Source organism: Nonomuraea deserti, assembly GCF_004348685.1.
Taxonomy (GTDB): Bacteria; Actinomycetota; Actinomycetes; order Streptosporangiales; family Streptosporangiaceae; genus Nonomuraea; species Nonomuraea deserti.
Window position 1 is genome coordinate 65,757 of record NZ_SMKO01000016.1, and the last position, 23,575, is coordinate 89,331.

Consider the following 23,575-nt stretch of genomic DNA (forward strand, 5'->3'; position numbering starts at 1 on the left):
TAAGGAGGGTCGCGTCGTGAAGATCGATAGCGGCACGACTGCCTGGATGCTCACAGCCGCCGCATTGGTGCTGTTGATGACTCCGGGCCTCGCGTTCTTCTACGGGGGCATGACCAGGGCCAAGAGTGTCCTGAACATGATGATGATGTCGTTCGGCGCCATCGTCACCGTCACCATCACCTGGATGCTCTTCGGGCACTCGCTGGCCTTCACCGACAACCCCAGCCCGGCCCTCAACAACTTCGTCGGCGGCTTCGACGCCCTGGGCCTGCAGAGCCTGGTCGACACCGCCACCAAGGACGACGGCACCGGCATGCCGAGCCTCGTCTTCTCCATGTTCCAGATGACCTTCGCCATCATCACCGTCGCGCTGATCAGTGGCGCGATCGCGGACCGGGCGAAGTTCGGTGCCTGGATGTTGTTCAGCGTCATCTGGGCCACGGTCGTCTACTTCCCGGTCGCGCACTGGGTGTGGGGCACCGGCTGGCTCAACACCATGGGCATCGAGGACTTCGCCGGCGGCACCGTCGTGCACATCAACGCCGGAGCCGCGGCGCTGGCGCTCGCTCTCGTGCTCGGCAAGCGGCAGGGCTGGCGCAAGGAGCCGATGCGGCCGCACAACCTGACACTGGTGCTGCTCGGCGCCGCCCTGCTGTGGTTCGGCTGGTTCGGCTTCAACGCCGGCTCGGAGCTGGCCGTGGACGGCACGGCGGGCCTGGCCTTCCTGAACACGCAGGTCGCCACCGCGGTCGCCGTGGGCGCCTGGCTCGTCGTGGAGAAGCTGCGCGACGGGCACGCCACCAGCCTGGGCGCCGCCTCCGGCGCGGTCGCCGGTCTGGTCGCCATCACCCCGGCCTGTGGTTTCGTCGACCCGTGGGCGGCGATGGTCATCGGCCTGCTGGCGGGCGCGATCTGCGCCTACGCCGTGGGCCTGAAGTACAGGCTCGGCTTCGACGACTCCCTCGACGTGGTCGGCGTGCACCTCGTCGGCGGCGTGGTCGGCGCCGTCTCCCTGGGCTTCCTGGCCGCCTACCCCTTCCTGGAGCAGCAGAGCGAGGGCCTGTTCTACGGCGGCGGCGTCGGCCAGCTGGGCCTGCAGGTGCTCGGTCCCGTCGCGGTCGGCGGCTACTCCTTCATCCTCACCTGGGTCATCGGCAAGATCATCGACAGGACGATGGGCTTCCGCATCTCCACCGAGGACGAGGTCACCGGCGTCGACATCACCACCCACGCCGAGACCGGCTATGACCTCGGCACCGTTCACGCCTCCGGCGTGAGCTCGCCCAACGGCCCCGTCACCGCTCCCGCGACGAAGAAGGTGGACGCATGAGGCTCATCACGGCGATCATCAAGCCCTTCAAGCTGGATGACGTCAAGGCCGCCCTCGAGCAGTTCGGCATCAAGGGCATGACGGTCAGCGAGGCGAGCGGCTACGGCCGGCAGCGCGGCCACACCGAGGTCTACCGCGGCGCCGAATACCAGGTCGACCTGGTGCCGAAGGTCAGGATCGAGGTCCTCGCGGAAGAGGACGACACCGAGGACGTGATCGACGTCATCGTCAAGGCCGCGCACACCGGCAAGATCGGTGACGGCAAGGTCTGGTCCGTGCCCGTGGACACCGTCATCCGCGTTCGCACGGGAGAGAGGGGCCCGGAGGCCCTGTGAGGAGATCCAGGCGACGCCCGGACGACGGGGTCCGGGCGGAGCTCGCGGAGCTCGCGGAGCTCGGCAAGGGGGCGCAGGAGTGAGGGGCGAGGCCCGTTCGTACGCCGCGGCGCGCAAGGAGCGGGCCGCGGACACCGACCGCTGGCTCAAGGATCTCTTCCGTACGGCCAGTGACGGCCGGCACGTCTCGCTGGTCGCCGTCGGGAGCCTCGGCAGGGGCGAGCTGGCCCCCGGCAGCGACCTCGACCTCGTCCTGCTGCACAACGGGCGGGCCGACGTCGCCAGGGTCGCCGACCGGATCTGGTATCCGATCTGGGATTCGGCGGTCAACCTCGACCATTCGGTCCGCACCGTCGAGGAGGCGGTGACCGTCGCCCGGCAGGATTTGAAGGCCGTGCTCGGCCTCATCCAGGCCAGGCACGTGGCGGGCGATCCCGAGCTGACCCGCAAGGCCAGGGAGGCGGTGCTCGCCGAGTGGCGGGCCGACTCCCGGCGCCGGCTCGGCGAGCTGCGCGCCGCCGCCGACCAGCGGGCCCGCGCCAGCGGCGAGCTGGCCTTCCTCCTCGAACCCGATCTGAGGGACGGCCGCGGCGGGCTCCGCGACGTCCAGGCCATGCAGGCGGTGTCCGCCGCCTGGGTCGCCTCGGCGCCCGGCCCCCGGGCGCGGGAGGCGTACGAGCTCATCCTCGACGTGCGGCACGCGCTGCACGTCGTCACCGGCCGCGGCACCGACCGGCTGGTGTTGCAGGAGCAGGACGCGGTGGCCGGGCTGCTCGGCCTGCTCGACGCCGAGGCGCTGATGCGCAGGCTCGCCGAGGCGGGCCGCACCATCTCTCACGCGTTCGACGCCACCTGGCGCACCGTTGACAGGCTCCTGTCAGGCCCCGCTCCCCGGGGCCGCCGCCCGCTGGCGGACGGCGTGGTCGAGCACGGCGGCGAGGTGGTGCTCGCCCGCGGGGTCGACCCTCGCAAGGACCCCGTCCTGGTGTTGCGGGCCGCCGCCGCGGCGGCGGACTCGGGGCTGCCGCTCGCCCCCGCCACGGTGTCCGTCCTGGCTGCTCAGTCGCCGCCGATGCCGGTGCCGTGGCCCGAGGAGGCGCGCGACGCGCTGGTGTCGGTCCTCGGCGCGGGCCGCGCCGCGGTGCCCGTGTGGGAGGAGCTCGACCAGGCGGGCATCCTTGTCAAGCTGCTTCCTGACTGGGAGCGCGTACGCCACCGTCCCCAGCGCAACCCGATCCACCGGTTCACGGTCGACCGGCACCTGATCGAGGCCGCCGCGAACGCCGCCAGCCACACGCGGGAGGTCTCCCGTCCCGACCTCCTGCTGATCGGGGCGCTGCTGCACGACGTCGGCAAGGGGTGGCCCGGCGACCACTCGGTGACCGGCGAGGTCGTGGTCCGCGACATCGCCACCCGCATCGGCCTGCCCGCATCCGACGTGGAGATCCTCGCGACCGTCGTCCGCCACCACCTGCTGCTGCCGGAGACCGCCACCCGCAGGGACCTCGACGACCCCGTCACGATAGAGAAGGTCGCGGCCACGGTCGGCACGCGGGAGGTCCTCGACCTGCTGGCCGCGCTGGCGGTCGCCGACGGCAACGCGACCGGCCCGGCGGCGTGGAACGCCTGGAAGGCGGGGCTCGTCGCCGACCTCGTGCGCCGCGTCAGGTCCGTGCTCGCCGGCTCGCCTCCGCCCAGGCCGCCCGTGCTCTCGGCCGAGCAGGCCGCGCTCGCCCGGCACGGCGGCGGCGCCGTACGCGTCAACGGGGGAGCGGTCACGGTCGTCGCTCCCGACCGGGTGGGGCTGCTGTGGAGCGCCGCGGGCGTGCTCGCCGCGCACCGGCTCGTCGTACGCGCCGCCTCGGCCGCCTCCGCGGGGTCCACGGCCGTGATCGAGTTCTCCGTCATCCCCGAGTACGGCTCGCCGCCCGACCCGGCGACGCTGGAGGCCGATCTCCGTCTCGTCCTTGCTGGGCGTCTTGACATCGAGCAGCGGCTGGCCCGCCGTATGCGCTCCACGAGGCCGCCTCGCGTGCCCGTCGCCCCACCCCGCGTGACGTTGGTGGACGACGCTTCCGCGACCGCCACCGTGGTGGAAGTCAGGGCCCATGACAGGCCGGGGCTGCTGTGGCGCATTGGACGGGCGTTCGGAGAATGTGGTCTTGACGTGAGAGCCGCCCGCGTGGAGACTCTCGGCGCGGAGGCGGTGGACGTCTTCTACGTAGTGGATCGCGCCGGTCGCTCCCTCAGCGGCGACGCGCAGAGGGCACAAGTACGCGATCAGGTGCTTGCCGCACTGAGATAACCAACAGCACACGACCGGCGGACATCTTTGTAACAATGGTGTCCGAAATGCCTGGTAAGTCGGATGCCGTGGATACCTTGTGGACGGCTTGAGGGCCCGTTGACTGAGGGGACGATTGAGGGGTAGCGGAAGCAGTGACTACGGGGAACTCCGGCGGCGCCCCAGCCGCGCAGCGGGACCGCGAGCGGCGGTCACTGCCTCGCTTCGGTCTGCGTAACTGGCGCGTGCGGTGGCGGCTCACCGCGCTCATCCTGGTACCCACCATCGCCGGCGTCGTGCTCGGGGGAGCGCGCGTGGTCGAGTCGATCCAGACCGTCGGCGTCTACGACCGCACGGCCATCGGGGCCGAGCAGTCCGGGCGCATCCGCGACCTCGTGCAGGCGATCGGGCTGGAGCGTGACACCGCCGGCTGGGCCGGTGCCGGCCGTGCCACGCGCAAGCAGCTCGCCGCCCCGCTGGAGCAGCGCAAGGCCGCCGTCGACACGCTGGTCAGGGCCGTCCGGTCCGACCTCGACACGATGGACGCGTCCTACGGCCCCCGCATCGTCAAGGCCGCCGACCAGGCGAAATACGACCTGAGCCGACTGGACAAGATCCGGGAGGAGGGCCAGACCGACTCCGTCCGCTACGACTTCCTCACCGACACCCTGCTCAGGCTGCACGACGAGCTGAGCCTGCTGTCCGACGACTCGCAGATCATCGGCCAGTTCCGCGCGCTGAGCGCCCTCGCGTCGGCCAAGGAGGAGATCTCCCGGCAGCGCGTCCAGCTCATCCAGGCCTCCTACAACACCCAGCGGGTCGGCGCCGACGACGTCGAGGCGTTCATCGCCTCCAACGCGCGCCAGCAGAGCGACATCGCCGCCGTCGGCGCGGAGGCGGGTCCCGACGTCGGGCTCGCCCTGTCCAGGCGGCTGACCGGCACCGAGGAGTACGTCAACGTCCAGCTCACCAAGTCGCGCGCGATCACGCTGGTCAGTGGCCGGTCGCCGGGCGCGCGGATCACCGAGAACCTGATCTCCGCCACGGGCGACCGCGAGCAGTGGTTCAAGCAGAACACGACCACCATCGACGTGCTCCACGGGATCGAGGAGGACCTGGCGGGCAAGGTCGGCCTGCGCAGCCAGGAACTGCGCAGCGCCGAGATCCGCAGCGCGGTCATCGCGGGAGTGCTCATCGTGGCGCTGCTGCTGCTCGTCCTGCTCCTCACCGTGGCCATCGCCCGGTCCATGGTCGGCCCGCTGCGCCGGCTGCGCACCGAGGCCCTGGAGATCGCCGGCTTCCGGCTCCCCGACGTGGTGCGGCGGCTGCGCGTCAGCGGCGACGGCTCCGTGGGCGAGGTACGCCCCATCGAGGTCGAGGGCAACGACGAGATCGGCGAGGTGGCCAGGGCCTTCGACCAGGTGCACCGGCAGGCCGTGCGGCTGGCGGGCGAGGAGGCCGAGCTGCGCAGCAACATCAGCTCGATGTTCGTCAACCTCTCGCGCCGGACCCAGACGCTGGTGGAGCGGCAGATCTCGCTGATCGACGGCCTGGAGAAGGGCGAGCAGGACGGTGGCCGGCTGGCCGACCTGTTCAAGCTCGACCACCTGGCCACCCGCATGCGCCGCAACTCCGAGAACCTGCTGGTCCTGGCCGGCCACGAGGCCACCCGCCGCCGCAGCCAACCGGCCAAGCTGGTCGACGTCGTACGCGCCGCGCTGTCGGAGGTCGAGGGCTACGAGCGCGTCCAGGTCAAGGTGCACCGGGCCACCTCGGTGGTCGGCAGCGCCGCCAACGACCTGGTCCACCTGGTCGCCGAGCTGGTCGAGAACGCCATCCAGTTCTCCCCGAACAACTCCCAGGTCACGGTGACCAGCAGCCTCATCGAGGGCGGCGGCGCGCTGGTGTCGGTGACCGACACCGGCATCAGCATGACCGAGGAGGAACTGGCCGAGGCCAACCGCCGCCTGGCCGAGCCCCCGGTCGTGGACGTGTCGGTCTCCCGGCGCATGGGCCTGTTCGTGGTCGGCCGGCTGGCGCTGCGCCACGGCATCAGGGTGCAGCTCAGGAAGGGCGAGGGCGCGGGGCTGATCGCCATGGTGCTGCTGCCGCCCGCGCTGATCGCCGACGGCGCGCAGCAGCCGCTGCCGCAGCGGCCGGCGTTCGGCGGCGGGACCGCGCCAGGTCAGGCGGGCGTCCTCGGCCAGGCGAGCGTGCCGGGTCAGGCGGGCATGCCGGGTCAGGCCGGTGTGCTTGGTCAGGCCCGTGTGCCGGGTCAGGCGGGCGTGCCCGGTCAGGTCGGCGTGCCCGGACAGGCGGGTCAGCCCACCCTGAACGGGACATTCCGGTCGTTCGGCAGCTTCGACTCCTTCGACCCCGGGTCCCTCCGCCCGGGCGCCAACGGCAGGGCCGCGGGAACGCCCCGGCCCGGCCCCGGCACGTACGACAGCGCGCCGGGAACGCCGAGGCCCGCGTTCGGGACGCACCCGTCCGACCCCGGCAGGGCGGGTGTCGACGGCTTCACCGCCGACACCGACGGCGGTTCCTACCGCAGGCAGCCGGCCTCGTTCGACTCGGGGAACTACCCGTCGTACCCGGGCAAGGGCTCTCCGCCATCCGGAAATGGCGCGTTCCAGACGCCGCCGCCCCCGTCGTACTCCACGAACGACGTGCGCAGGCCAGACCCGATCCCCTCGGTCGACGCGTCGCCGGTGGCGCAGGAGGAGGAAGAGTACCTGCCGATCTTCGCATCGGTGGAGTCGGCCTGGTTCCGCCGACCGCCCGAGGAGCAGGCGGCGCAGGCGGAGGGCGGCGGCGATGCCACGCCGGCGCAGGCCGTACGCTCTGGGGAGGAAGCGTGGCGAACGGCCGCCGACGCCGGCTGGCAGGCGGCGGCCGCCGCGAGCGAGCCGAGTCTCGGCGGGATCACCGCCGCCGGGCTTCCGAAGCGCACCCCCAAGGCGAATCTGGTCCCCGGCCAGGCGGCACAGCAGCAACAGCCGCCACAGTCGGTGCCCGCGCAACCGGTCTCCGCAGACCGGATGCGCAGCAGGATGGCCGGTTTCCAGCAGGGTGTGCGACGGGCCCGCCAGGAAGTACGTGGACAGGAGGAACAAGAGTGAGTAAGCGTCCCGCTGGGGAGGATGCGTGACAACCCTTAGCCATGAGGCACATCGCTTCGACTGGCTGATCACCGACTTCGTCCGCAACACGCCAGGTGTGGCGCACGCCGTCGTCGTCTCAGCCGACGGCCTGTGCCTGGCGGCGTCGGAGGGCTTCCCACCTGACAGGGCCGACCAGCTCGCCGCGGTCTCCGCGGGCCTGCTGAGCCTGACGGTGGGCGCGTCCAGGGTCTTCGAGGGCGGGTCGGTGACGCAGACCGTCGTCGAGATGCAGCGTGGCCTGCTCCTGGTCATGGCGATCAGCGACGGTTCCGTGCTCACGGTGCTGGCCGCGCCCGACTGCGACATGGGGCTCGTGGCCTATCAGATGACACTGCTGGTGGACAGGGCGGGACAGGCGCTCACGCCGGCCCTGCGCGCGGAACTCCAGGCGGCCAGGACGCGGTGATGTGATGGAACGGATGGGAGAGGGTCGTGTACGGCGTTGACGGAACCGGGGACGACGAGCCCTTGTTCCGGCCTTACGCGGTGACCGGCGGACGATCCGAGCCCCGCTATCACCTCGCGATGGAGACGTTGATCTCGTCGATGTCGATCCCGGACGACGAGATGGCCCTGCTCACCCCCGAGCAGGAGGCCATCATGCAGCTGTGCAGGACGTTCCGGTCGGTCGCCGAGATCTCGGCCCTGCTCCGTGTCCCGCTGGGAGTCGCCAGGGTGCTCGTGGCGGACATGTCCGACGAAGGGCTTGTCCGCCTGCACCAGCCACACCTCAGCGAGGGACAGCCAGACCTCAACATGCTCGAAAGGGTGCTCAGTGGACTACGCAGGCTCTAGCCCCGGCCTCACGTCGACCAAGATCGTCGTCGCGGGCGGGTTCGGCGTCGGCAAGACGACGTTCGTGGGGGCGGTGTCCGAGATCCTCCCGCTCACGACGGAAGCGGTGATGACCGACGCGTCCGCGGGCATCGACGACCTCGGTCTGACCCCCCACAAGCAGACCACGACCGTGGCGATGGACTTCGGCCGTCTGTCGCTGGATCGCGACCTGATCCTCTACCTGTTCGGCACGCCGGGGCAGCACCGGTTCTGGTTCATGTGGGACGACCTGGTGCGCGGCGCCATCGGCGCGGTGGTGCTGCTCGACACCCGCCGCCTGGCCGACAGTTTCCCGGCCATCGACTACTTCGAAGAGGCCAAGCTGCCGTTCGTGATCGGCATCAACGGCTGGGAGGGCCAGTTCCCGCACTCCGACCAGGAGGTCAGGGAGGCGCTGGCGCTGTCGCCGCAGGTGCCGATCGTGCGCACCGACGCCCGTAACCGCGAGGCGGTCAAGTCGACGCTGATCTCGCTGGTCGAGCACGTCGTGCGGTTGCGCTCCGCGCCCGTGCGCTAGTGCTCCCGCGGGCTCACGGCACGTCGACGAGCGAGTCGAGCACCGGCACGAGCTGCTCCTCCTCGTAGGCGAAGTGCGACTCGGGCGCGCCGGCGATGCGGTCGGGCGCCGCTGCCCCGGAAGCCGTCCTCGGCTCCTTGGCCGGCTCGGCGACGACGGCGTGCTCGTCCCGCTCGGCGCGGGGCTGGTGGCGGGGGGCTCCTGGCCGACCGTACGGTGTACCGTACGAACGTGACCGTTGAGTACTCGGGAAAGGGCGACCCCGCGCGCAGCCTGGCACTGCTCTGGCGCACCAGCGAGCGGGCCAGCCGCAAGGGCAGGCCGGAGCTGAGCGTCGACCGCATCGTGCGGGCCGCCATCGAGGTGGCCGACGCGGAGGGCCTGCAGGCGTTGTCCATGCGGCGCGTGGCCGAGCGGCTGGGCGTCGGGACGATGTCGCTCTACACGTACGTGCCCGGCAAGCCTGAGCTGCTCGACGTCATGCTGGACACCGTCTACGGCGAGACCGCCAGGCCGGAGGACGTGCCCGGCGGCTGGCGCAGCCGGCTGGAGCAGATCGCCAGGGCGAACTGGGCCCTCTACCTGCGCCACCCCTGGCTGCTGCAGGTGGCGACGAGCCGCCCCGTGCTCGGCCCCAATGTCACCGCGAAATACGACTACGAGCTGCGCGCGATCGACGGGATCGGGCTGACGGACCTGGAGATGGACTCGGTGATCACTCTGATCACCGGGTTCGTGCACGGCACGGCCAGGGGCGCGGTGGAGGCCGCCCAGGCCGAGACCCGGACGGGCATGACCGACGAGCAGTGGTGGGCCGCGCACTCGCCCTTCTTCGGCAGGATCGCCGACGTCGACCGCTATCCCACGGCGACCCGGGTGGGGCAGGCGGTGGGGGAGGAGCTCAACGCCGCCTACAACCCCGAGCACGCCTTCGAGTTCGGCCTCCGGCGCGTGCTCGACGGCATCGAGGCCCTGGTGACGAGCCGCGCCACCGGTGAGGTGATCGGCTGACCGCCCTGCCGGGCGGCGCGCTGTCGGACCGGTGGCGGGTGTCTCAGGCCGGTCGCGGGTGGCGGTAGAACTCCACCGGCTCCGGAGGTAACGGGGTGTTGCCGAGGATGAGGTCGGCCGACTTCTCGGCGAGCATCATGACCGGGGCGTAGATGTTGCCGTTGGTGACGTACGGCATCGCCGAGGCGTCCACCACGCGCAGCCCGTCGAGGCCGTGGACGCGCATCGTCCCCGGGTCCACCACCGCTGTCTCGTCCGTGCCCATCTTGCAGGTGCAGGAGGGGTGGAGCGCGGTCTCGGCGTCCCTGGCCACCCAGTCGAGGATCTCCTCGTCGCTCTGCACGGCGGGGCCGGGGGAGAGCTCGCCGGCGTCGAGGTCGGCCCAGGCGGGCTGGGCCAGGATGGTCCTGGCGTGCCTGACGGCCTCCACCCACTCGCGGCGGTCCTGGTCGGTGGAGAGGTAGTTGAAGCGCAGGGCCGGCTTCCGGCGGGGGTCGGCCGACGTGATCCGCACCGAGCCCCTGGCGTCCGAATACATCGGGCCGATGTGCACCTGGTAACCGTGGCCGCCGGCCGGGGCGGAGCCGTCGTAGCGGACCGCGATCGGCAGGAAGTGGAACATCAGGTTCGGGTACGCCACGTCGTCGTTGGAGCGGATGAAGCCGCCGGCCTCGAAGTGGTTGGTGGCGCCGGGGCCGCTCCTGCGGAAGAGCCAGTCGGCGCCGATGAAGGGCCTGCGCCATCTGGCCAGCGACGGTTGCTGCGAGACCGGCTGCCTGCAGCCGTGCTGGACGTACACCTCCAGGTGGTCCTGCAGGTTCTCGCCCACGCCGGGAAGGTCGTGCACCATCTTCACGCCCAGGGGCTCCAGCAGGTCACGAGGGCCGACGCCGGACAGTTGCAGGAGCTGGGGGGTGTTGACGGCGCCGGCGCTCAGGATGACCTCGCCCGCCTCGATGCGCTCGCCGCCGCACCGCACGCCGACGGCCCTGGTGCCGTCGAAGAGCACGCGCTCCACGAGCACGCGGGTTCTGACCGTGAGGTTGCGCCGGCGGCGTGCCGGGTGCAGGTAGGCGCGGGCCGCGCTGAGCCGGCGGCCGCGGTGGACGTTGCGGTCGAAGGCGGCGAAGCCCTCCTGGCGGTAGCCGTTCACGTCGTCGGTCAGCGGGTGGCCGGCCTGCTGCACGGCTTCGAAGAACGCCTCGAAGAGCGGGCCGCGGGCCGGGCCGCGTTCGAGCTTCAGCGGGCCGTCGCCGCCGCGGAAGTCCGTGCCGGGCTCGGCCAGGCAGGTCTCCATGCGCTTGAAGTAGGGCAGGCAGTGCGCGTAGTCCCAGTGCTCCATGCCGGGATCGGCGGCCCAGCGTTCGTAGTCGAGCGGGTTGCCGCGCTGGAAGATCATGCCGTTGATGCTGCTGGAGCCGCCCAGCACCTTGCCGCGGGCGTGGTAGACGCGGCGGCCGTGCATGTGCGGCTCGGGCTCGGACTCGTATTTCCAGTCGTAGAAGCGGCTGCCGATCGGGAACATCAGCGCGGCCGGCATGTGGATGAACACGTCCCACAGGTAGTCGGGCCTGCCCGCCTCCAGCACCAGCACGGACGTCGAGGGGTCGGCGCTGAGCCGGTGGGCCAGGGCGCAGCCCGCGCTGCCGCCGCCCACGATGACGTAGTCGTACCTCAACGGGGAATCCAGTCCTTCCACACGATCTTGTTCTCGGCGACCCACCGCTCGGCCGCCTGCTCGGCGGTCATCTTCTCGTTGATCATGTCACTGGCCACGGTGTTCTGGTCGTCGTTGGTCCAGCTGAAGTTGCGGACCAGCTCGTACGCCTGCCCGCCGGTCTCCGCGAACCGCCGGCTGACGATCTTGTCGAGCAGGTAGGGAGGGTAGTCGCAGGCGACCTTGGCCGGGACCTCGTCGCAGCCCACCGCGTACGGGGGCAGCGCGACCTTGACGAGCTTGACCTTGGTGAACAACCATTGCGGTTCGTAGAAATACATGAGCAAGGGCGTCCGGTTCCTCGTCGCGGACTGGGCCGCCTTGATCAACGCCTCTTCGCTGCCCGAGTAGACGACTTTGTAGTTGAGGTTGAGGTTCTTGACGAGTGTCTCGTCGTTGGTCACGAACGTCGGATCGCCGTCCAGGATCTGTCCGGCATTTCCCGTCTTTGCGGTACGGAAGAGGTGCGCGTATTTATTGAGGTTTCGGTAGTCCGTAATGTCGGGATATTTCTTGGCCATCCACTCGGGGACGTACCAGCCGATCACTCCCTTGTTCCCCGTGAGGCCGGCGGACAGGGCGACCTTCTTCTCCTCGATGAACTCCTTCTTCAGATCGTTGTGCCCCCAGTTCTCGACGATCACGTCAACCTTGCCGGTTTCGAAGTCCTTCCAGGATTGCGCCTCCGCCGCCTTCCGCGTCTTCACCGCGTATCCCAGCTCGTGCTTCAGCAGGTACGCCAGCACGGCCGCCTGGGCCTCGTAGCCCACCCAGGCGTGGATGTCGATGGCGACCGTCCCCTTGGACACGGTGGCCGAGTCGGGCTCCCCGGCGGAGCAGGCCGTCAGGAGCAGGGCCGCGACCAGCGGCCCGACGAGCGTCTTCGTTCGCATCAGAGGTCTCCGTGCCCGGGCCCCGCGTGCCGGGGCCCGGGTCGTCGAGGGGCTACTTGGGGATCCACGCCTGCCACTTGGCGGGGTTGGCCTCGACCCACTTCTTGGCGGCGTCCTCGCCGGTCATGCCGTTGTTGGTCATGTCGTCGGCGACGGCGTTCTGGTCCTCGTTGGTCCAGTTGAAGTTCTTGACCAGCTCGTACGCCTTGCCGCCGGTGTCGGCGAACTTCTTGCTGACGATCTTGTCGAGGTCCATCTCCGGGTAGTCGCAGGCCACCTTCTTGGGGTCGGCGTCGCAGCCCTCGGTGTAGGGCGGCAGGTTGACCCGGACCAGCTCGGTCTGGCTGAACAGCCAGTGCGGGTCCCAGAAGTAGAACAGCAGCGGCTTCTTCTGCGCCTGCGCCTGCTGGGCGCCCTTGATCAGGGCCGCCTCGCTGCCGCCGGTGACGATCTTGTAGTTGAGCTTGAGGTTCTTGATCAGCGCGGCCTCGTTGCTGACGTACGACGGGTCGCCGAACAGCAGCTGGCCCTTGTCGCCCGACTCCGAGGTCTTGAACAGCTCGGCGTACTTGTTGAGGTTCTTCCAGTCGGTGATGTCCGGGTGCTCGTCGGCCATCCACTTGGGGATGTACCAGCCGATGACGCCCTTGTTGCCGGTGGAGCCCGCTTCGACGGCGACCTTCTTCTCCTCGATGAACTGCTTCTTCAGGTCGGGGTGACCCCAGTTCTCGATGATGACGTCGACGTCGCCGGTCTCGAAGCCCTCCCAGGCCAGCTGCTCCTTGATCTCGGGCAGCTCGACGTCGTAGTTGAGCTCGTTCTCCAGCAGGTACGCCACGACGTTGGCGCTGGCCTCGTAACCGACCCATGGATTGATGGCGATCTTCACCGTGCCGGCGGAGCCGCCCGAGGCGCTGGCGCCGGCCTCCGGCGCGGCCGAGCTGGTCGAGGTGTCGACCGTGGCTCCGCCGCAGCCCATCGCGGTGAGCCCAAGGGCGAGAAGGCCTGCGAGCAGGCGAATCTTCATGTGAACTTCCTCTTTCGGGGGGAAGAGCGCCTGTCGGCGCCCTGCGTGATGCGGTCGAGCATGACTCCGAGGAGCACCGTGGCGATGCCCGCCACGAAGCCCATGCCGAAGTCGGTCCGCTGGGAGAAGCCGAGGACCACGTCGTAGCCCAGCGCGCCCGCCCCGACCAGGCCGCCGATGACGACCATGGCCAGCGTCATCACGATGCCCTGGTTGGCCGCGAGCAGGATGGCCCTCCTGGCCATGGGCAGCTGCACCTTCCACAGCAGCTGGCGCGGGGTCGAGCCCGCCGAGGCGGCGGCCTCGACGACCGTGGCGGGCACCGCTCTGATGCCGTCCTCGACCAGGCGTACGACCGGCGGGACCGCGTAGATGACGGAGGCGAAGATCGCGGTGAACCTGGTGGTGCCGAAGAGCGCCAGCGCCGGCAGCAGGTAGACGAACGCGGGCATGGTCTGTGCGGCGTCGAGGATGGGCCGCTGCACGGCCGAGAAGCGCGGCGAGCGGGCCGCGGCCACCCCGAGCAGCAGGCCGATGGCCAGGGTGACGAGCACCGCGACGGCGACCGTGCTCATCGTCATCATGCTGTGCTCCCACAGGCCGAGCAGCGCGATGGCCAGCAGGCAGGCCAGCGCCGTCAGCGCGGGACGCAGCCCGCTCACCCGCCAGGCGGCCGCCAGCACCGCGAGCGCCACCAGCCACCACGGAGCCGAGGTGAGCAGCGACTCCAGCGGGTTGAGCAGGGCGCGGGTGGTGACGTCCTTGATGAACGTCGTCACCGGGTACCAGTTCGTCTCGGCCCAGCGGACGGCGTCGTTCACCTCCGCCACGACGTTGACGGTGAGGTTCTCCGGCCAGACGCGCGGCAGCACGGGGATGAGCGCGAGCCCGGCCACCGCCAGCGCACCCGCCCCGGCCAGGTCGGCCCGCGAGGTCGCGGCGTGCGCGTCCCGGCGGGACAGGGCCATCGTCATCCGGTCGAGCACCACCGCCATGATCACCACGGCCACACCCGCCGGGAGCATGATGCCGACCTGGGCCCGCGACAGGCCGCGGATGATGTCGCCGCCCAGCCCCGGGGCCGAGATCAGGTTCGCGATGACGACCATGGACAGCGCCATCATGATCGTCTGGTTGACCGCCAGCGCCATCGTGGACCTGGCCAGCGGCAGGTAGACCTTGAACAACGTCTGCCGGCCCGTGGCGCCCAGCGAGGCGGACGCCTCGACCGCCGTGGGGGAGACCTCCGAGATGGCCAGGGCGGTGATGCGGATGGCGGGCGGGATCGCGTAGATCATCGTCGCGATGGCGCCGGCGGGCGCGCCGATGTGGAAGAACAGCGCGAGCGGCGCCAGGTACGCGAACGTCGGCATGATCTGCATGACGTCGAGGACCGGCGTCAGCACCCGGCGCACGCGCCAGGAGAGCCCGGCCCACACGCCCAGCGGGATGCCGACGGCGAGCGACAGCAGCACCGCCACCGCGACCAGGGCCAGCGTGTCGACGCTCGACTCCCAGAGGCCGAGCAGGCCGAACGCGCTCACGCCGCCCACCGCGAGCGCCGCGATCCACCGGCCGCCGGACAGCCAGCCCAGCGCACCCATGACGCCCGTGATGCCGGGCCAGCCGAGCGCGAGCAGGACGGTGTGGAAGGCGTCGTAGAGCCCGCCGACGAAGAGCCTGATGTAGTTGAGGAAGTACAGGAAGAGCGGGTTGTCGTTCCTGTTGTCGTCGATCCACTCGCGCAGCTCGGTGACGGCCAGGAACGGCGCCGCCTCCTTGTTGTGCGGCAGCGTCGCCGTGTCGCGGAAGACCAGGTACGCCGCCGCGAACAGGACCGCTGCCCCAGCAGGGGCCGCCCACCTCGGCAGGCCGAGCCGGGCCGGCCGGCCGACGGCCGTGGCGCTGCTCATGCGCCCGCTCGCACGGGGGTCTCCTGACCCGACAGGAAGGACAGCAGGTCGACCCGGTCCACGACGCCCGCCAGCTCGTCGCCGTCCACCACCCTGATCGGGTGGGCGGACGCGGAGGAGGCGGCGATGGCGTCCCTGATGACCGTGGAGACGGGCAACTCCGGCCCGTCCAGCGACTCGCCCGGCTCGGGGGACCGGCAGAGCCAGCGCAGCGTCAGCACGTGGCTCCTCGGCACGTCGCGGACGAAGTCGGCCACGTAGTCGTCGGCCGGCGCGCCCACCAGCTCCTCCGCGGTGCCGAGCTGCACGATGGAGCCGGCCCGCATGATCGCGATCCGCTCGCCCAGCTTGAGCGCCTCCGACAGGTCGTGCGTGATGAACACCAGCGTCTTGCCGACTTCCCGGTGCAGGCGGATGACCTCGGCCTGCATGTCGCGCCTGATCAGCGGGTCGAGCGCGCTGAACGGCTCGTCGAACAGCATCACCTGCGGGTCCACGGCCAGCGCGCGGGCCAGCCCGACCCGCTGCTGCATCCCGCCGGAGAGCTGGTCGGGGTAGGCGTCGGCGTGGCCGTCGAGGCCGACCAGGCTGAGGATCTCCTCGGCCCGCTCGTGCCTGGCGGCCCTGGGCGTGCCCTGGATCTCCAGCCCGTACGCGACGTTGTCGATCACCTTGCGGTGCGGCAGCAGGCCGAAGTGCTGGAAGACCATGCTGACCTGGTGCCGCCGGATCTCGCGGAGCCGGGCGGGCGAGGCGCGGCCGATGTTCTCGCCGCCGATGGTGATATCGCCGGCGCTGGGCTCGATGAGCCGCGTGAGGCAGCGTACGAGCGTGGACTTGCCGCTGCCGGACAGCCCCATGACCACGAACACCTCGCCGGGGCGCACCTCGAAACCGACGTCCCTGACGGCGGCGGTGCAGCCGGTCTTCTCTCTCAGCGCGGCGGGATCGAGATGTCTGTCCTCGCTGTCCAGCACTTTCTGCGCCTTGGGCCCGAAGATCTTCCAAAGGCCCTCGACGGTGATGGCCGCGCTGTGAGAATCGCCCACACTCGCCTCCTCGTTATGACGTCGCTCAACATATGTGGTGATTAGCGACATTCTCAACGCTGTGACACTCCAGAGATCACGGTGCGGCTTCCGTGTTATGCGTTGAAAGCGAACTAACCGCCCATTAGCGGACATTTATCTTGATGTGGGCTAATTTCTCGCTTGGGTGCTTCACGCGTGGGGTCGCAAGTTCTATCCTCAGGAGTCACACGACTCGACTTTTGTCGCGTTAAGTTCGGTTGGCCGTCCTGTATGGGATGTGTTCCAATTACCCGCACTTGCTGATTTCCCCCGGGGCGTATGCCCCTCATATACGCCGATTCGGGCGAGGTGCGTTCGGTGAGTACACAGCTGGGCGAGAGGCAGGCCAGCGAGAGCGGCTGGCGGCTGCGCAATTGGCGCGTGCGGGCGCGCCTGGTCGCGCTCATCCTCATCCCGACGGCCGCCGCCGTGCTGCTCGGCGGTGTCCAGGTGCTCGCCTCGACCTCCGCCGCCGGTGACTACGCCCGTACGAACCAGTTCGCCAGGATGTCCGCGGAGCTGGGCGAGCTCACCCACCAGGTGTCCACCGAACGGGCCAGGACCGCGTGGTACATCGCACGCGACCGGCCCGCGGTCGAGCTGGGCACGGTGCGCACCCAGATGGACCAGACCGACCTGTCCGTCAAGAAGGTGCGCGGCCTCGCGCAGTTCCTGCTGAACGACGTGAGCGGCCGTACGGCGGACCAGATCGAGACCCTGCTCAGCCGCCTGAACGACCTGAACACCCTGCGCGCGCAGGCGCTCGACGCCAACCTGCTGCCCGCCCCGGCCGTCGAGCTCTACACGACCGTGATCGCCGACCTGCTCTCCGTGCACAACGAGCTGATCAAGGGCAGTGCCGACGACGAGCTGTTCCGGCAGACCCGCATGTTCGACGCGCTCGCCCGGGCCAAGGAGAGCGTCTCCTACCAGCAGGCGCTGGTCACGATCGTGCTGGTCGAGGGGGCGTTCGACCCCGACCAGCTCAAACGTTTCCTCGGCGAGCAGTCCAAGGAGGCCAGCGAGCGCAGGGCCTTCGCCGATGAGGCCACCGCCGGCGAGCGCCGCTTCTTCGACGAGACCGTCAACGGCAGGTCCGCTGACCGCATGCTGTTCCTGCGCGAGCTGGTGATGATCAGGGCCACCAACGAGCTGCCGCTGCGCGGGCTCGACCAGGCCAAGCGCGACGACGCCAAGGAGTGGCACGACGCCGCCGCCGTGGTCGTCGACTCCATGCGCACGGTCGAGCGGCGCCAGGCCCAGGGCATCGTGGCCCGCAGCGAGGCGCTCAGCGCGGACGAGCGGCGGAAGGCGTTCGTGACCGCGGGCGCGGTGCTCGCGCTGCTGGTGGCCGTGCTGCTGATCACCACCGGTGTGGCCAGGTCGCTCGTACGCCCCCTGCGCCGCCTGCGCAGCGAGGCGCTGGAGATCGCGGGCCGGCGGCTGCCCGACTTCGTGCAGCATCTGCGCGAGTCGCGCGACGGCGTGGTCAACGCCGAGGTGCCGCCCATCGGCATCTTCTCCAAGGACGAGGTGGGCGAGGTCGCGCGCGCGTTCGACGAGGTGCACCGCGAGGCCGTACGGCTGGCGGGCGACGAGGCGCGGTTGCGCTCCAACGTCAACGCCATGTTCGTCAACCTGTCCAGGCGCAGCCAGACGCTCGTCGAACGGCAGCTCACGCTGATCGAGCGGCTGGAGCGTGGCGAGCGCGACGACGCCCGGCTCGGCGACCTGTTCAAGCTCGACCACCTGGCCACCCGCATGCGGCGCAACAGCGAGAACCTGCTCGTCCTGGCCGGCCAGGAAGCCGCCCGCAAGTGGAGCGAGCCGGTCGAGCTGATGGACATCGTACGGGCGGCGCTGGGCGAGGTGGAGAGCTACGACCGGGTCAGCATCCAGGTCGAGTCGGACGTCGCCATCGCGGGCCAGGCCGTCACCGACGTGGTGCACCTGCTCGCGGAGCTGGTCGAGAACGCCGTCTCCTTCTCCTCCCGGGACACCAAGGTGATCATCTCCAGCGGCCGCATCGACGAGGGCAGCCTGATGTTGTCGGTCACCGACCAGGGGATCGGCATGAGCCCCGACGAACTGGCCGAGGCCAACTGGCGGCTGGCCAATCCGCCGGTCGTGGACGTGTCGGTGTCGCGGCGCATGGGCCTGTTCGTGGTCGGCCGGCTGGCGCTGCGGCACACCATCAGGGTCCAGCTGCGGGCGCAGGACATCGGCGGGCTGACCGCCATGGTGCTGATCCCGCCGATGTTGCTCACGGAGGTGCCGAGCGCGATGCCCGCGCCGGGACGGGTCCAGGTGCCCAGGCAGGCGCAGGTGCGCACGCCGTCCTTCGGGACCGCCGACTCCTTCGCCGCCCCCGTTCACACACCGCCGCCCCCCTTCCTGACAGGCCCTCCACCCGGGCATCCGTCGTTCGACGCCGCACCCGTGGCGGCCGAGCCTTCGTCGTGGTTCGGCCGGTCGCCGACCAGCCCGGGGGAGCAGCCGCCGTACACCTTTCCGGGCGAGCAGCCGCCGTACACCCAAGCGGCCGAGCCGCCCATCCAGGCGGCCGACCTGCCGGGGTCGTCCCAGGACGAGTTCCTGCCGATCTTCACCGCCGTCGAGGGGAGCAGCTGGTTCAGCAAGGCGGCCCCCACCGCCGACCACCGCGACTCCTCCTGGAGCTCGCCCGCCGACCAGGGATGGCAGGCCGCGGGCGCGGCCGCGGAGCCCGCCCAGAGCGGCACCACGAACTCGGGCTTGCCGAAAAGGACGCCGAAGGCGAATCTGGTACCGGGCACCGCGAATCCGGCGCCCGCTCCCGCTCCCGCTCCACCGCTGTCCCCTGATCGGCTGCGATCCCGGCTGGCCAGCTACCAGCAGGGCGTGCGCAAGGGCCGTGCCGAGCTCGAGGAGGACTCATGAAGGAGCTGAGCCAGGCCGCCAGGGACGTCAACTGGCTGGTCACCGGCTTCGTCGAAGAGGTGCCCGGCGTGGCGCACGCCGTCGTCGTCTCCGCCGACGGGCTGCCCATGGCGTATTCGCGGGGCTTCCCCAAGGACCGCGCCGACCAGCTCGCCGCCATCGCGGCGGGCCTGGTCAGCCTCACGCACGGATCGGCGCGGGTCTTCGAGGGCGGAGGGGTCACCCAGACGCTCGTCGAGATGGAGCGCGGACTGCTGCTCGTGACGTCGATCAGCGACGGATCCTGCCTGGCGGTGCTGGCCGCACCCGACTGCGACATGGGGCTGGTCGCCTACCAGATGACGATCCTGGTCGAGCGCGCGGGCCAGGTGCTCACGCCCGCCGTACGGGCGGAGCTGTCCGCCGCGCGTCCGTGGTGATCATGTGTGTTCACAGGCCGCAGACCCCGGGCTTCAGTCCTTGGGATAGGCCGGAATGGCGGTCAAGCTTTAACATGATCAAGCGCTACCATGTTAAGCATGTCCCAGATCGTGAAGCGGGCCTACAAGTACCGCTTCTACCCGACCCCCGAACAGGCGGATCTGCTGAACCGCACGTTCGGGTGTGTCCGGTTGGTCTGGAACAAGGCACTCGCCGAACGCAACCGGCGCTACACCGACGAGCACGTCTCGACTTCGTACGTGGACACGGCCAAGTGGCTGACCGCATGGAAGCAAGACCCGGAACTGGAGTTCCTGCGCGAGGTGTCGAACGTCCCGTTGCAGCAGGCGTTGCGCCGGCAGCAGGTAGCGTTCAACAACTTCTTCGCCAAGCGTGCCCGCTACCCGCGCTTCAAGTCCAAGCACAAGTCGCGGGCATCGGCGACGTTCCAGAACAACGCCTTCTCGTTCCGGGATGGCGTGGTGAAGCTGGCGAAGATGGACGCTCCGCTGGACATCGTGTGGTCGCGTCCGCTCCCGGAAAGAGCCGAGCCGTCCACGGTGACGGTGTCGAAGGATGCGGCGGGACGCTGGTTCGTGTCCCTGCTGGTCGAGGAGAAGATCAGCCCGCTGCCGCCCGTGGATGCGCAGATCGGGATGGATGCCGGGCTCACTCATCTGCTGACGCTTTCCACCGGCGAGAAGATCACGAATCCGCGCTGCGAACGACGGGACAGGCGGCGCTTGGCCAAGGCGCAGCGGGAGTTGGCCCGGAAGGCGAAGGGCTCGGCGAACCGGGCCAAGGCCAAGCTGAAGGTGGCGCGGGCGCATGCCCGGATCACCGACCGGCGTCGGGACTTCCTGCACAAGGTCACCACTCGATTGGTGCGCGAGAACCAAACGCTCGCGATCGAGGACCTGACCGTCCGCAACCTGGTCAAGAACCACTCGCTGGCCCGCGCCATCTCCGACGCCTCCTGGCGCGAGTTGCGGGGGATGCTGGAGTACAAGGCCGCCTGGTACGGGCGGACGCTGGCGGCCGTGGACCGGTGGTTCCCGTCGTCGAAGCTGTGCTCGGCTCGCGGATGCGGGCACGTCAACGGTTCCATGCCGTTGAACGTCCGTTCGTGGACCTGTCCTGCCTGCGGGAGCGTCCACGACCGGGACGTGAACGCGGCGAAGAACATCCTCGCGGCCGGGCTGGTCGAGAGGTAAAACGCCTGCGGAGGGCTGGTAAGACCGGCCCCGGAGTCTTCCGGGGAGGCGTGGCCCGATGAAACAGGAACCCCGATCCGGTGACGGATTGGAGTCCCCTGCCTTCAGGCGTGGGGAGGGAGTCAAGGGAGTGAACCGTGGCATCGTGGGATAACGGCGAGGCGGAGCCCGAGCGCAGCTCGCTGGTCCGCATGTACGCCGTCACCGGCGGAAGGACCGCCCCGCGTACCGAGCTGGCCATGGAGGCCCTGGTGTCGTCGGCGACCTCGGCCCAGCTCGGTCCGACCTACACCCGCGAATACCGGGCGATCAGCGAGCTGTGCCGGCAGGTGCGGTCCGTGGCGGAGATCTCGGCGCTGCTGAGCGTCCCTCTCGGAGTGGCGCGGGTGCTCATCGCCGACATGGAGGCGGACGGGCTGGTCAGGGTGTACCAGCCGCAGCTGAACGCGGGATTACCCGATAAGAACCTGCTCGAAAGGGTGTTGAGTGGACTTCGCAGGCTCTAGCCGGCTCACCTCGACGAAGATCGTCGTGGCGGGCGGGTTCGGCGTGGGCAAGACCACGTTCGTGAGCTCCGTGTCCGAGATCCTGCCGCTGACCACCGAGGCGGTGATGACCGACGCGTCGGCGGGCGTCGACGACCTCGGCCACACACCGGGCAAGACCACCACGACCGTGGCCATGGACTTCGGGCGGCTCTCCCTGGCGAACGACCTGATCCTCTACCTGTTCGGCACGCCGGGCCAGTACCGGTTCTGGTTCATGTGGGACGACCTGGTGCGCGGGGCCATCGGTGCCGTGGTGCTGGTCGACTCGCGCCGGCTCGCCGACAGTTTCCCCGCCGTCGACTACTTCGAGGAGTCGCGGATCCCGTTCGTGGTCGGCCTGAACGGCTGGAACGGCGAGTTCCCGCACGTCGAGACCGAGGTGCGGGAGGCGCTCACGCTCTCGCCGCACGTGCCGATCGTCCGCACGGACGCGCGGGCGCGCCCGGCGGTCAAGCACACCCTCATCACGCTGGTCGAGCACGCCATGGCCGTGCGCGCCGGCTGAACACCCCTACCGGCCCGCCCACCAGCGGGCGGCCACCAGCTCGGCCACCAGGGTCTCCGCGAGCAGGGCCACGTCGGGGTCGCCGTCGTGCCGGTAGCGGATGGCGGCCGCGGCGTCCTTCACCTCCGCGCCGACGGCGAGCACCGTCGAACCCCGCAGGCGTACCCAGTCCATGGCCTGGTCGTCGTAGCGGGAACCCGGATAGAGCAGGGCCCGGTAGTCGAGGGACTTGGTGAGGTAGACGTCCACGTGGGACCAGTCGCCCGTCTCGCACGCGTCGGCCGGGCGGCGCGGGCCCTCGCGCAACATCAGCGCCGACTGCTCCGCCGACGACAGGCGCTCGGCGGGGGCGACGGCGTAGACGCCGTGCGGGCCGTCGAGCAGTTCCAGTGCCTGCGGGAGCCAGGCGTCCCGGCGGTCCAGCAGGTCGGCGGTGGCCTCGGCGGCCCGCACCACCAGGGCGGGCACGTCGCGGTCCCGCCCGGTGAGCGTGGCCTCCATGAGCAGCAGGAGCGCCAGGGTGTGCTGGAACGTCCGGCACGCGACGCCGCCGCGTTCCTCGCCCGCGTGCATGGGGATCACCAGGTCCGCCGCCTCGGCGAGGGGCGAGCCCGTGGTGTTGGTGAGCACGGCGACGGGGGAGGGGCCGCCCGCGTAGCGGGCCGCGGCGTCGAGGGTCTCCCCGCTGGCGCCGGTGGCCGAGATCGGCACGACCAGGGTGTCCTCCCTCGCCGGATACGTGGCGGCGGCGGAGGCGTAGTCGGCGTACGCGTCGACGCCCGCCGCGCGCAGGCGCAGGGCCGCCACCTCGGCGGCGTAGCGGGAGCTGCCCATGCCGAGGAAGAGCACCCTGGCGATGCCCGGCGGCAGGGCGCGGAACGGGTTCTCCTCGGCCAGGGCGCCGGCCAGGCTCCGCAGCGCCGCCGGCTTGGCCTCCAGGTCGGACAGGTAGAGCTCGGGATTCACGCGATGTTCTCCTCGGGGTCCTGCTTCGGGTTCTGCTCGGGGCCCGGCTCCGCCTCGGGGTCCTGCTCCGGGTTCTCAGCGGGGTACCAGGTGCGCAGGACGCCCATGGGGGCGTAGCGCCAGCGGGGCAGGTGACGGGCGGCGTAGATGAGCTCCCGGCACTCCTGCTCCACCTCGAACGGGCGGATCAGCCTGTCGTCCAGCAGGTCAGGCCGGCCCCGCTCGGCCAGGCGGGCCCGGTAGGCGGACAGCAGGGCGGCGCGGGCGGCGGCCGCCCACGCGGCGGCCTCGGCGGGCGGCGTGGACCGCCGCCTGATCGCCACCTGCGCCACGTGCTCCAGGCTCGTGGTCAGCTGGGCGACGTCCCTGGCCGCCGGCTGGTACGGGTCCGCGTCGGCGACCGTGGGGTTGCCGTCGAAGTCGATCACCGCGTACCCGCCCTCCCACCGGAGGATCTGGCCGACGTGGAGGTCGCCGTGGATCCTGATGCGCGGGCCGGTCGCGGGAAGGTCCAGCGGGGCGAGGTCGCGCCGGAGGGCGGCGGACCTGCCGGCCAGCCACTCGCCGTCGTCGCCGCCGGTCAGCTCCAGGGCCTGCGCGAGCGCGCCCGCCGCCCGCGCCGCCAGGGTGGGGCCGGTCCCGCCGGGGCGCGGCGGCAGCGTGGCGAGGGCCAGATGCAGGTCGGCGGCCAGGCGGCCGAGCGGCGTGGCGAAGGCGGTGGCGCCGGCCCTGTCCGGCGACGCGGCCTCGTCGACGCACCACTCCCAGCCGTCCCGCGCTCCTGGCAGATAGCCCGTGACCAGGGCGAGGAGATGGTCACGGCCGTCCAGCACCGCGGTCAGAGCCGCGTACGGGGGAGCGGTGTCGTTGAAGCCCGCCTCAACGAGGTGGGCGAGGATCTCGGG

General features: G+C 70.6%; 20 protein-coding genes. 13 read left to right on the forward strand and 7 right to left on the reverse strand.

Annotation, left to right across the window (positions count from 1 at the left end; all coding sequences use genetic code 11):
• The first annotated feature begins 16 nt into the window (after nucleotides 1–16).
• The 8 genes from E1292_RS09640 (at nucleotide 17) to E1292_RS09675 (ending at nucleotide 9,478) form a co-directional block, all read left to right on the forward strand.
• Complete coding sequence (locus E1292_RS09640; protein ID WP_132594178.1) at nucleotides 17–1,330, forward strand: ammonium transporter; 1,314 nt, start codon at nucleotides 17–19, stop codon at nucleotides 1,328–1,330.
• The gene (locus E1292_RS09645; protein ID WP_132594180.1) at nucleotides 1,327–1,665 is read left to right on the forward strand and encodes a P-II family nitrogen regulator; all 339 of its coding nucleotides are present in this window, start codon (nucleotides 1,327–1,329) and stop codon (nucleotides 1,663–1,665) included. Before E1292_RS09640 ends, E1292_RS09645 begins: the two co-directional genes overlap by 4 nt.
• A gap of 79 nt (nucleotides 1,666–1,744) precedes the next feature.
• Entirely contained in the window at nucleotides 1,745–3,970 is a 2,226-nt protein-coding gene (locus tag E1292_RS09650) for a [protein-PII] uridylyltransferase (RefSeq protein ID WP_132594182.1), read from the forward strand.
• A 224-nt stretch (nucleotides 3,971–4,194) separates the two neighbouring features.
• The gene (locus tag E1292_RS09655) at nucleotides 4,195–7,071 is read left to right on the forward strand and encodes a nitrate- and nitrite sensing domain-containing protein (protein WP_165974460.1); all 2,877 of its coding nucleotides are present in this window, start codon (nucleotides 4,195–4,197) and stop codon (nucleotides 7,069–7,071) included.
• Between the two features lie 25 nt (nucleotides 7,072–7,096).
• Entirely contained in the window at nucleotides 7,097–7,519 is a 423-nt protein-coding gene (locus E1292_RS09660) for a roadblock/LC7 domain-containing protein (protein WP_132330743.1), read from the forward strand.
• Between the two features lie 26 nt (nucleotides 7,520–7,545).
• Complete coding sequence (locus E1292_RS09665; protein WP_132509931.1) at nucleotides 7,546–7,908, forward strand: DUF742 domain-containing protein; 363 nt, start codon at nucleotides 7,546–7,548, stop codon at nucleotides 7,906–7,908.
• Nucleotides 7,889–8,467 carry a GTP-binding protein gene (locus E1292_RS09670; protein WP_132509929.1) on the forward strand — a complete coding sequence of 193 codons (579 nt, stop codon included), beginning with the start codon at nucleotides 7,889–7,891 and terminating at the stop codon, nucleotides 8,465–8,467. Before E1292_RS09665 ends, E1292_RS09670 begins: the two co-directional genes overlap by 20 nt.
• 231 nt (nucleotides 8,468–8,698) lie before the next feature.
• On the forward strand, nucleotides 8,699–9,478 hold the full coding sequence (locus E1292_RS09675; RefSeq protein ID WP_132594186.1) for a TetR/AcrR family transcriptional regulator: 780 nt from the start codon (nucleotides 8,699–8,701) through the stop codon (nucleotides 9,476–9,478).
• Nucleotides 9,479–9,521: 43 nt separating this feature from the next.
• Here the strand turns inward: E1292_RS09675 and betA are convergent, their stop codons facing one another.
• From betA to E1292_RS09700, 5 genes are read right to left on the reverse strand one after another with little or no spacing between them, the layout of a single operon-like run.
• A complete protein-coding gene (betA, locus tag E1292_RS09680) occupies nucleotides 9,522–11,156 on the reverse strand; it encodes a choline dehydrogenase (RefSeq protein WP_181958206.1) in 1,635 nt (544 codons plus the stop codon).
• On the reverse strand, nucleotides 11,153–12,088 hold the full coding sequence (locus E1292_RS09685; RefSeq protein ID WP_132594188.1) for an ABC transporter substrate-binding protein: 936 nt from the start codon (nucleotides 12,086–12,088) through the stop codon (nucleotides 11,153–11,155). Before E1292_RS09685 ends, betA begins: the two co-directional genes overlap by 4 nt.
• 52 nt (nucleotides 12,089–12,140) lie before the next feature.
• On the reverse strand, nucleotides 12,141–13,115 hold the full coding sequence (locus tag E1292_RS09690; RefSeq protein ID WP_132594190.1) for an ABC transporter substrate-binding protein: 975 nt from the start codon (nucleotides 13,113–13,115) through the stop codon (nucleotides 12,141–12,143).
• Nucleotides 13,112–15,028 (reverse strand): ABC transporter permease, encoded by a 1,917-nt coding sequence (locus E1292_RS09695; protein ID WP_132594192.1) that lies wholly within the window; start codon nucleotides 15,026–15,028, stop codon nucleotides 13,112–13,114. Before E1292_RS09695 ends, E1292_RS09690 begins: the two co-directional genes overlap by 4 nt.
• Nucleotides 15,025–16,128, reverse strand: coding sequence for a quaternary amine ABC transporter ATP-binding protein (locus E1292_RS09700; RefSeq protein ID WP_132594194.1), 1,104 nt, complete (start codon nucleotides 16,126–16,128; stop codon nucleotides 15,025–15,027). Before E1292_RS09700 ends, E1292_RS09695 begins: the two co-directional genes overlap by 4 nt.
• A 288-nt stretch (nucleotides 16,129–16,416) precedes the next feature.
• On the opposite strand from E1292_RS09700, the gene E1292_RS09705 reads away from it, so the two are divergent.
• The 5 genes from E1292_RS09705 (at nucleotide 16,417) to E1292_RS09725 (ending at nucleotide 21,704) form a co-directional block, all read left to right on the forward strand.
• Entirely contained in the window at nucleotides 16,417–19,017 is a 2,601-nt protein-coding gene (locus E1292_RS09705; RefSeq protein WP_132594196.1) for a sensor histidine kinase, read from the forward strand.
• Entirely contained in the window at nucleotides 19,014–19,436 is a 423-nt protein-coding gene (locus E1292_RS09710) for a roadblock/LC7 domain-containing protein (RefSeq protein ID WP_132594198.1), read from the forward strand. The genes E1292_RS09705 and E1292_RS09710 overlap by 4 nt, the downstream gene beginning before the upstream one ends.
• Nucleotides 19,437–19,535: 99 nt before the next feature.
• A complete protein-coding gene (locus E1292_RS09715) occupies nucleotides 19,536–20,651 on the forward strand; it encodes an RNA-guided endonuclease InsQ/TnpB family protein (RefSeq protein ID WP_132594200.1) in 1,116 nt (371 codons plus the stop codon).
• A 191-nt stretch (nucleotides 20,652–20,842) separates the two neighbouring features.
• The gene (locus tag E1292_RS09720) at nucleotides 20,843–21,157 is read left to right on the forward strand and encodes a DUF742 domain-containing protein (RefSeq protein ID WP_246090028.1); all 315 of its coding nucleotides are present in this window, start codon (nucleotides 20,843–20,845) and stop codon (nucleotides 21,155–21,157) included.
• A complete protein-coding gene (locus E1292_RS09725; protein WP_132594204.1) occupies nucleotides 21,138–21,704 on the forward strand; it encodes a GTP-binding protein in 567 nt (188 codons plus the stop codon). The genes E1292_RS09720 and E1292_RS09725 overlap by 20 nt, the downstream gene beginning before the upstream one ends.
• Before the next feature lie 6 nt (nucleotides 21,705–21,710).
• Here E1292_RS09725 and E1292_RS09730 read toward each other — a convergent pair whose 3' ends face one another.
• Both E1292_RS09730 and E1292_RS50965 read right to left on the reverse strand, forming a co-directional pair.
• A complete protein-coding gene (locus E1292_RS09730) occupies nucleotides 21,711–22,670 on the reverse strand; it encodes an SIS domain-containing protein (protein WP_132594206.1) in 960 nt (319 codons plus the stop codon).
• Nucleotides 22,667–23,575 (reverse strand): aminoglycoside phosphotransferase (locus E1292_RS50965; RefSeq protein WP_165974461.1); only part of this gene is annotated, 909 nt, incomplete at its 5' end. The genes E1292_RS09730 and E1292_RS50965, both read right to left, overlap by 4 nt.

Coding starts and splice junctions, on each gene's coding strand:
- E1292_RS09645 (WP_132594180.1), top strand. CDS start 1,327: ATGAGGCTCATCACGGCGATCATCAAGCCCTTCAAGCTGGATGACGTC.
- E1292_RS09685 (WP_132594188.1), bottom strand. CDS start 12,088: ATGCGAACGAAGACGCTCGTCGGGCCGCTGGTCGCGGCCCTGCTCCTG.
- E1292_RS09690 (WP_132594190.1), bottom strand. CDS start 13,115: ATGAAGATTCGCCTGCTCGCAGGCCTTCTCGCCCTTGGGCTCACCGCG.
- E1292_RS09695 (WP_132594192.1), bottom strand. CDS start 15,028: ATGAGCAGCGCCACGGCCGTCGGCCGGCCGGCCCGGCTCGGCCTGCCG.
- E1292_RS09700 (WP_132594194.1), bottom strand. CDS start 16,128: ATGTCGCTAATCACCACATATGTTGAGCGACGTCATAACGAGGAGGCG.
- E1292_RS09710 (WP_132594198.1), top strand. CDS start 19,014: ATGAAGGAGCTGAGCCAGGCCGCCAGGGACGTCAACTGGCTGGTCACC.
- E1292_RS09715 (WP_132594200.1), top strand. CDS start 19,536: ATGTCCCAGATCGTGAAGCGGGCCTACAAGTACCGCTTCTACCCGACC.
- E1292_RS09720 (WP_246090028.1), top strand. CDS start 20,843: ATGTACGCCGTCACCGGCGGAAGGACCGCCCCGCGTACCGAGCTGGCC.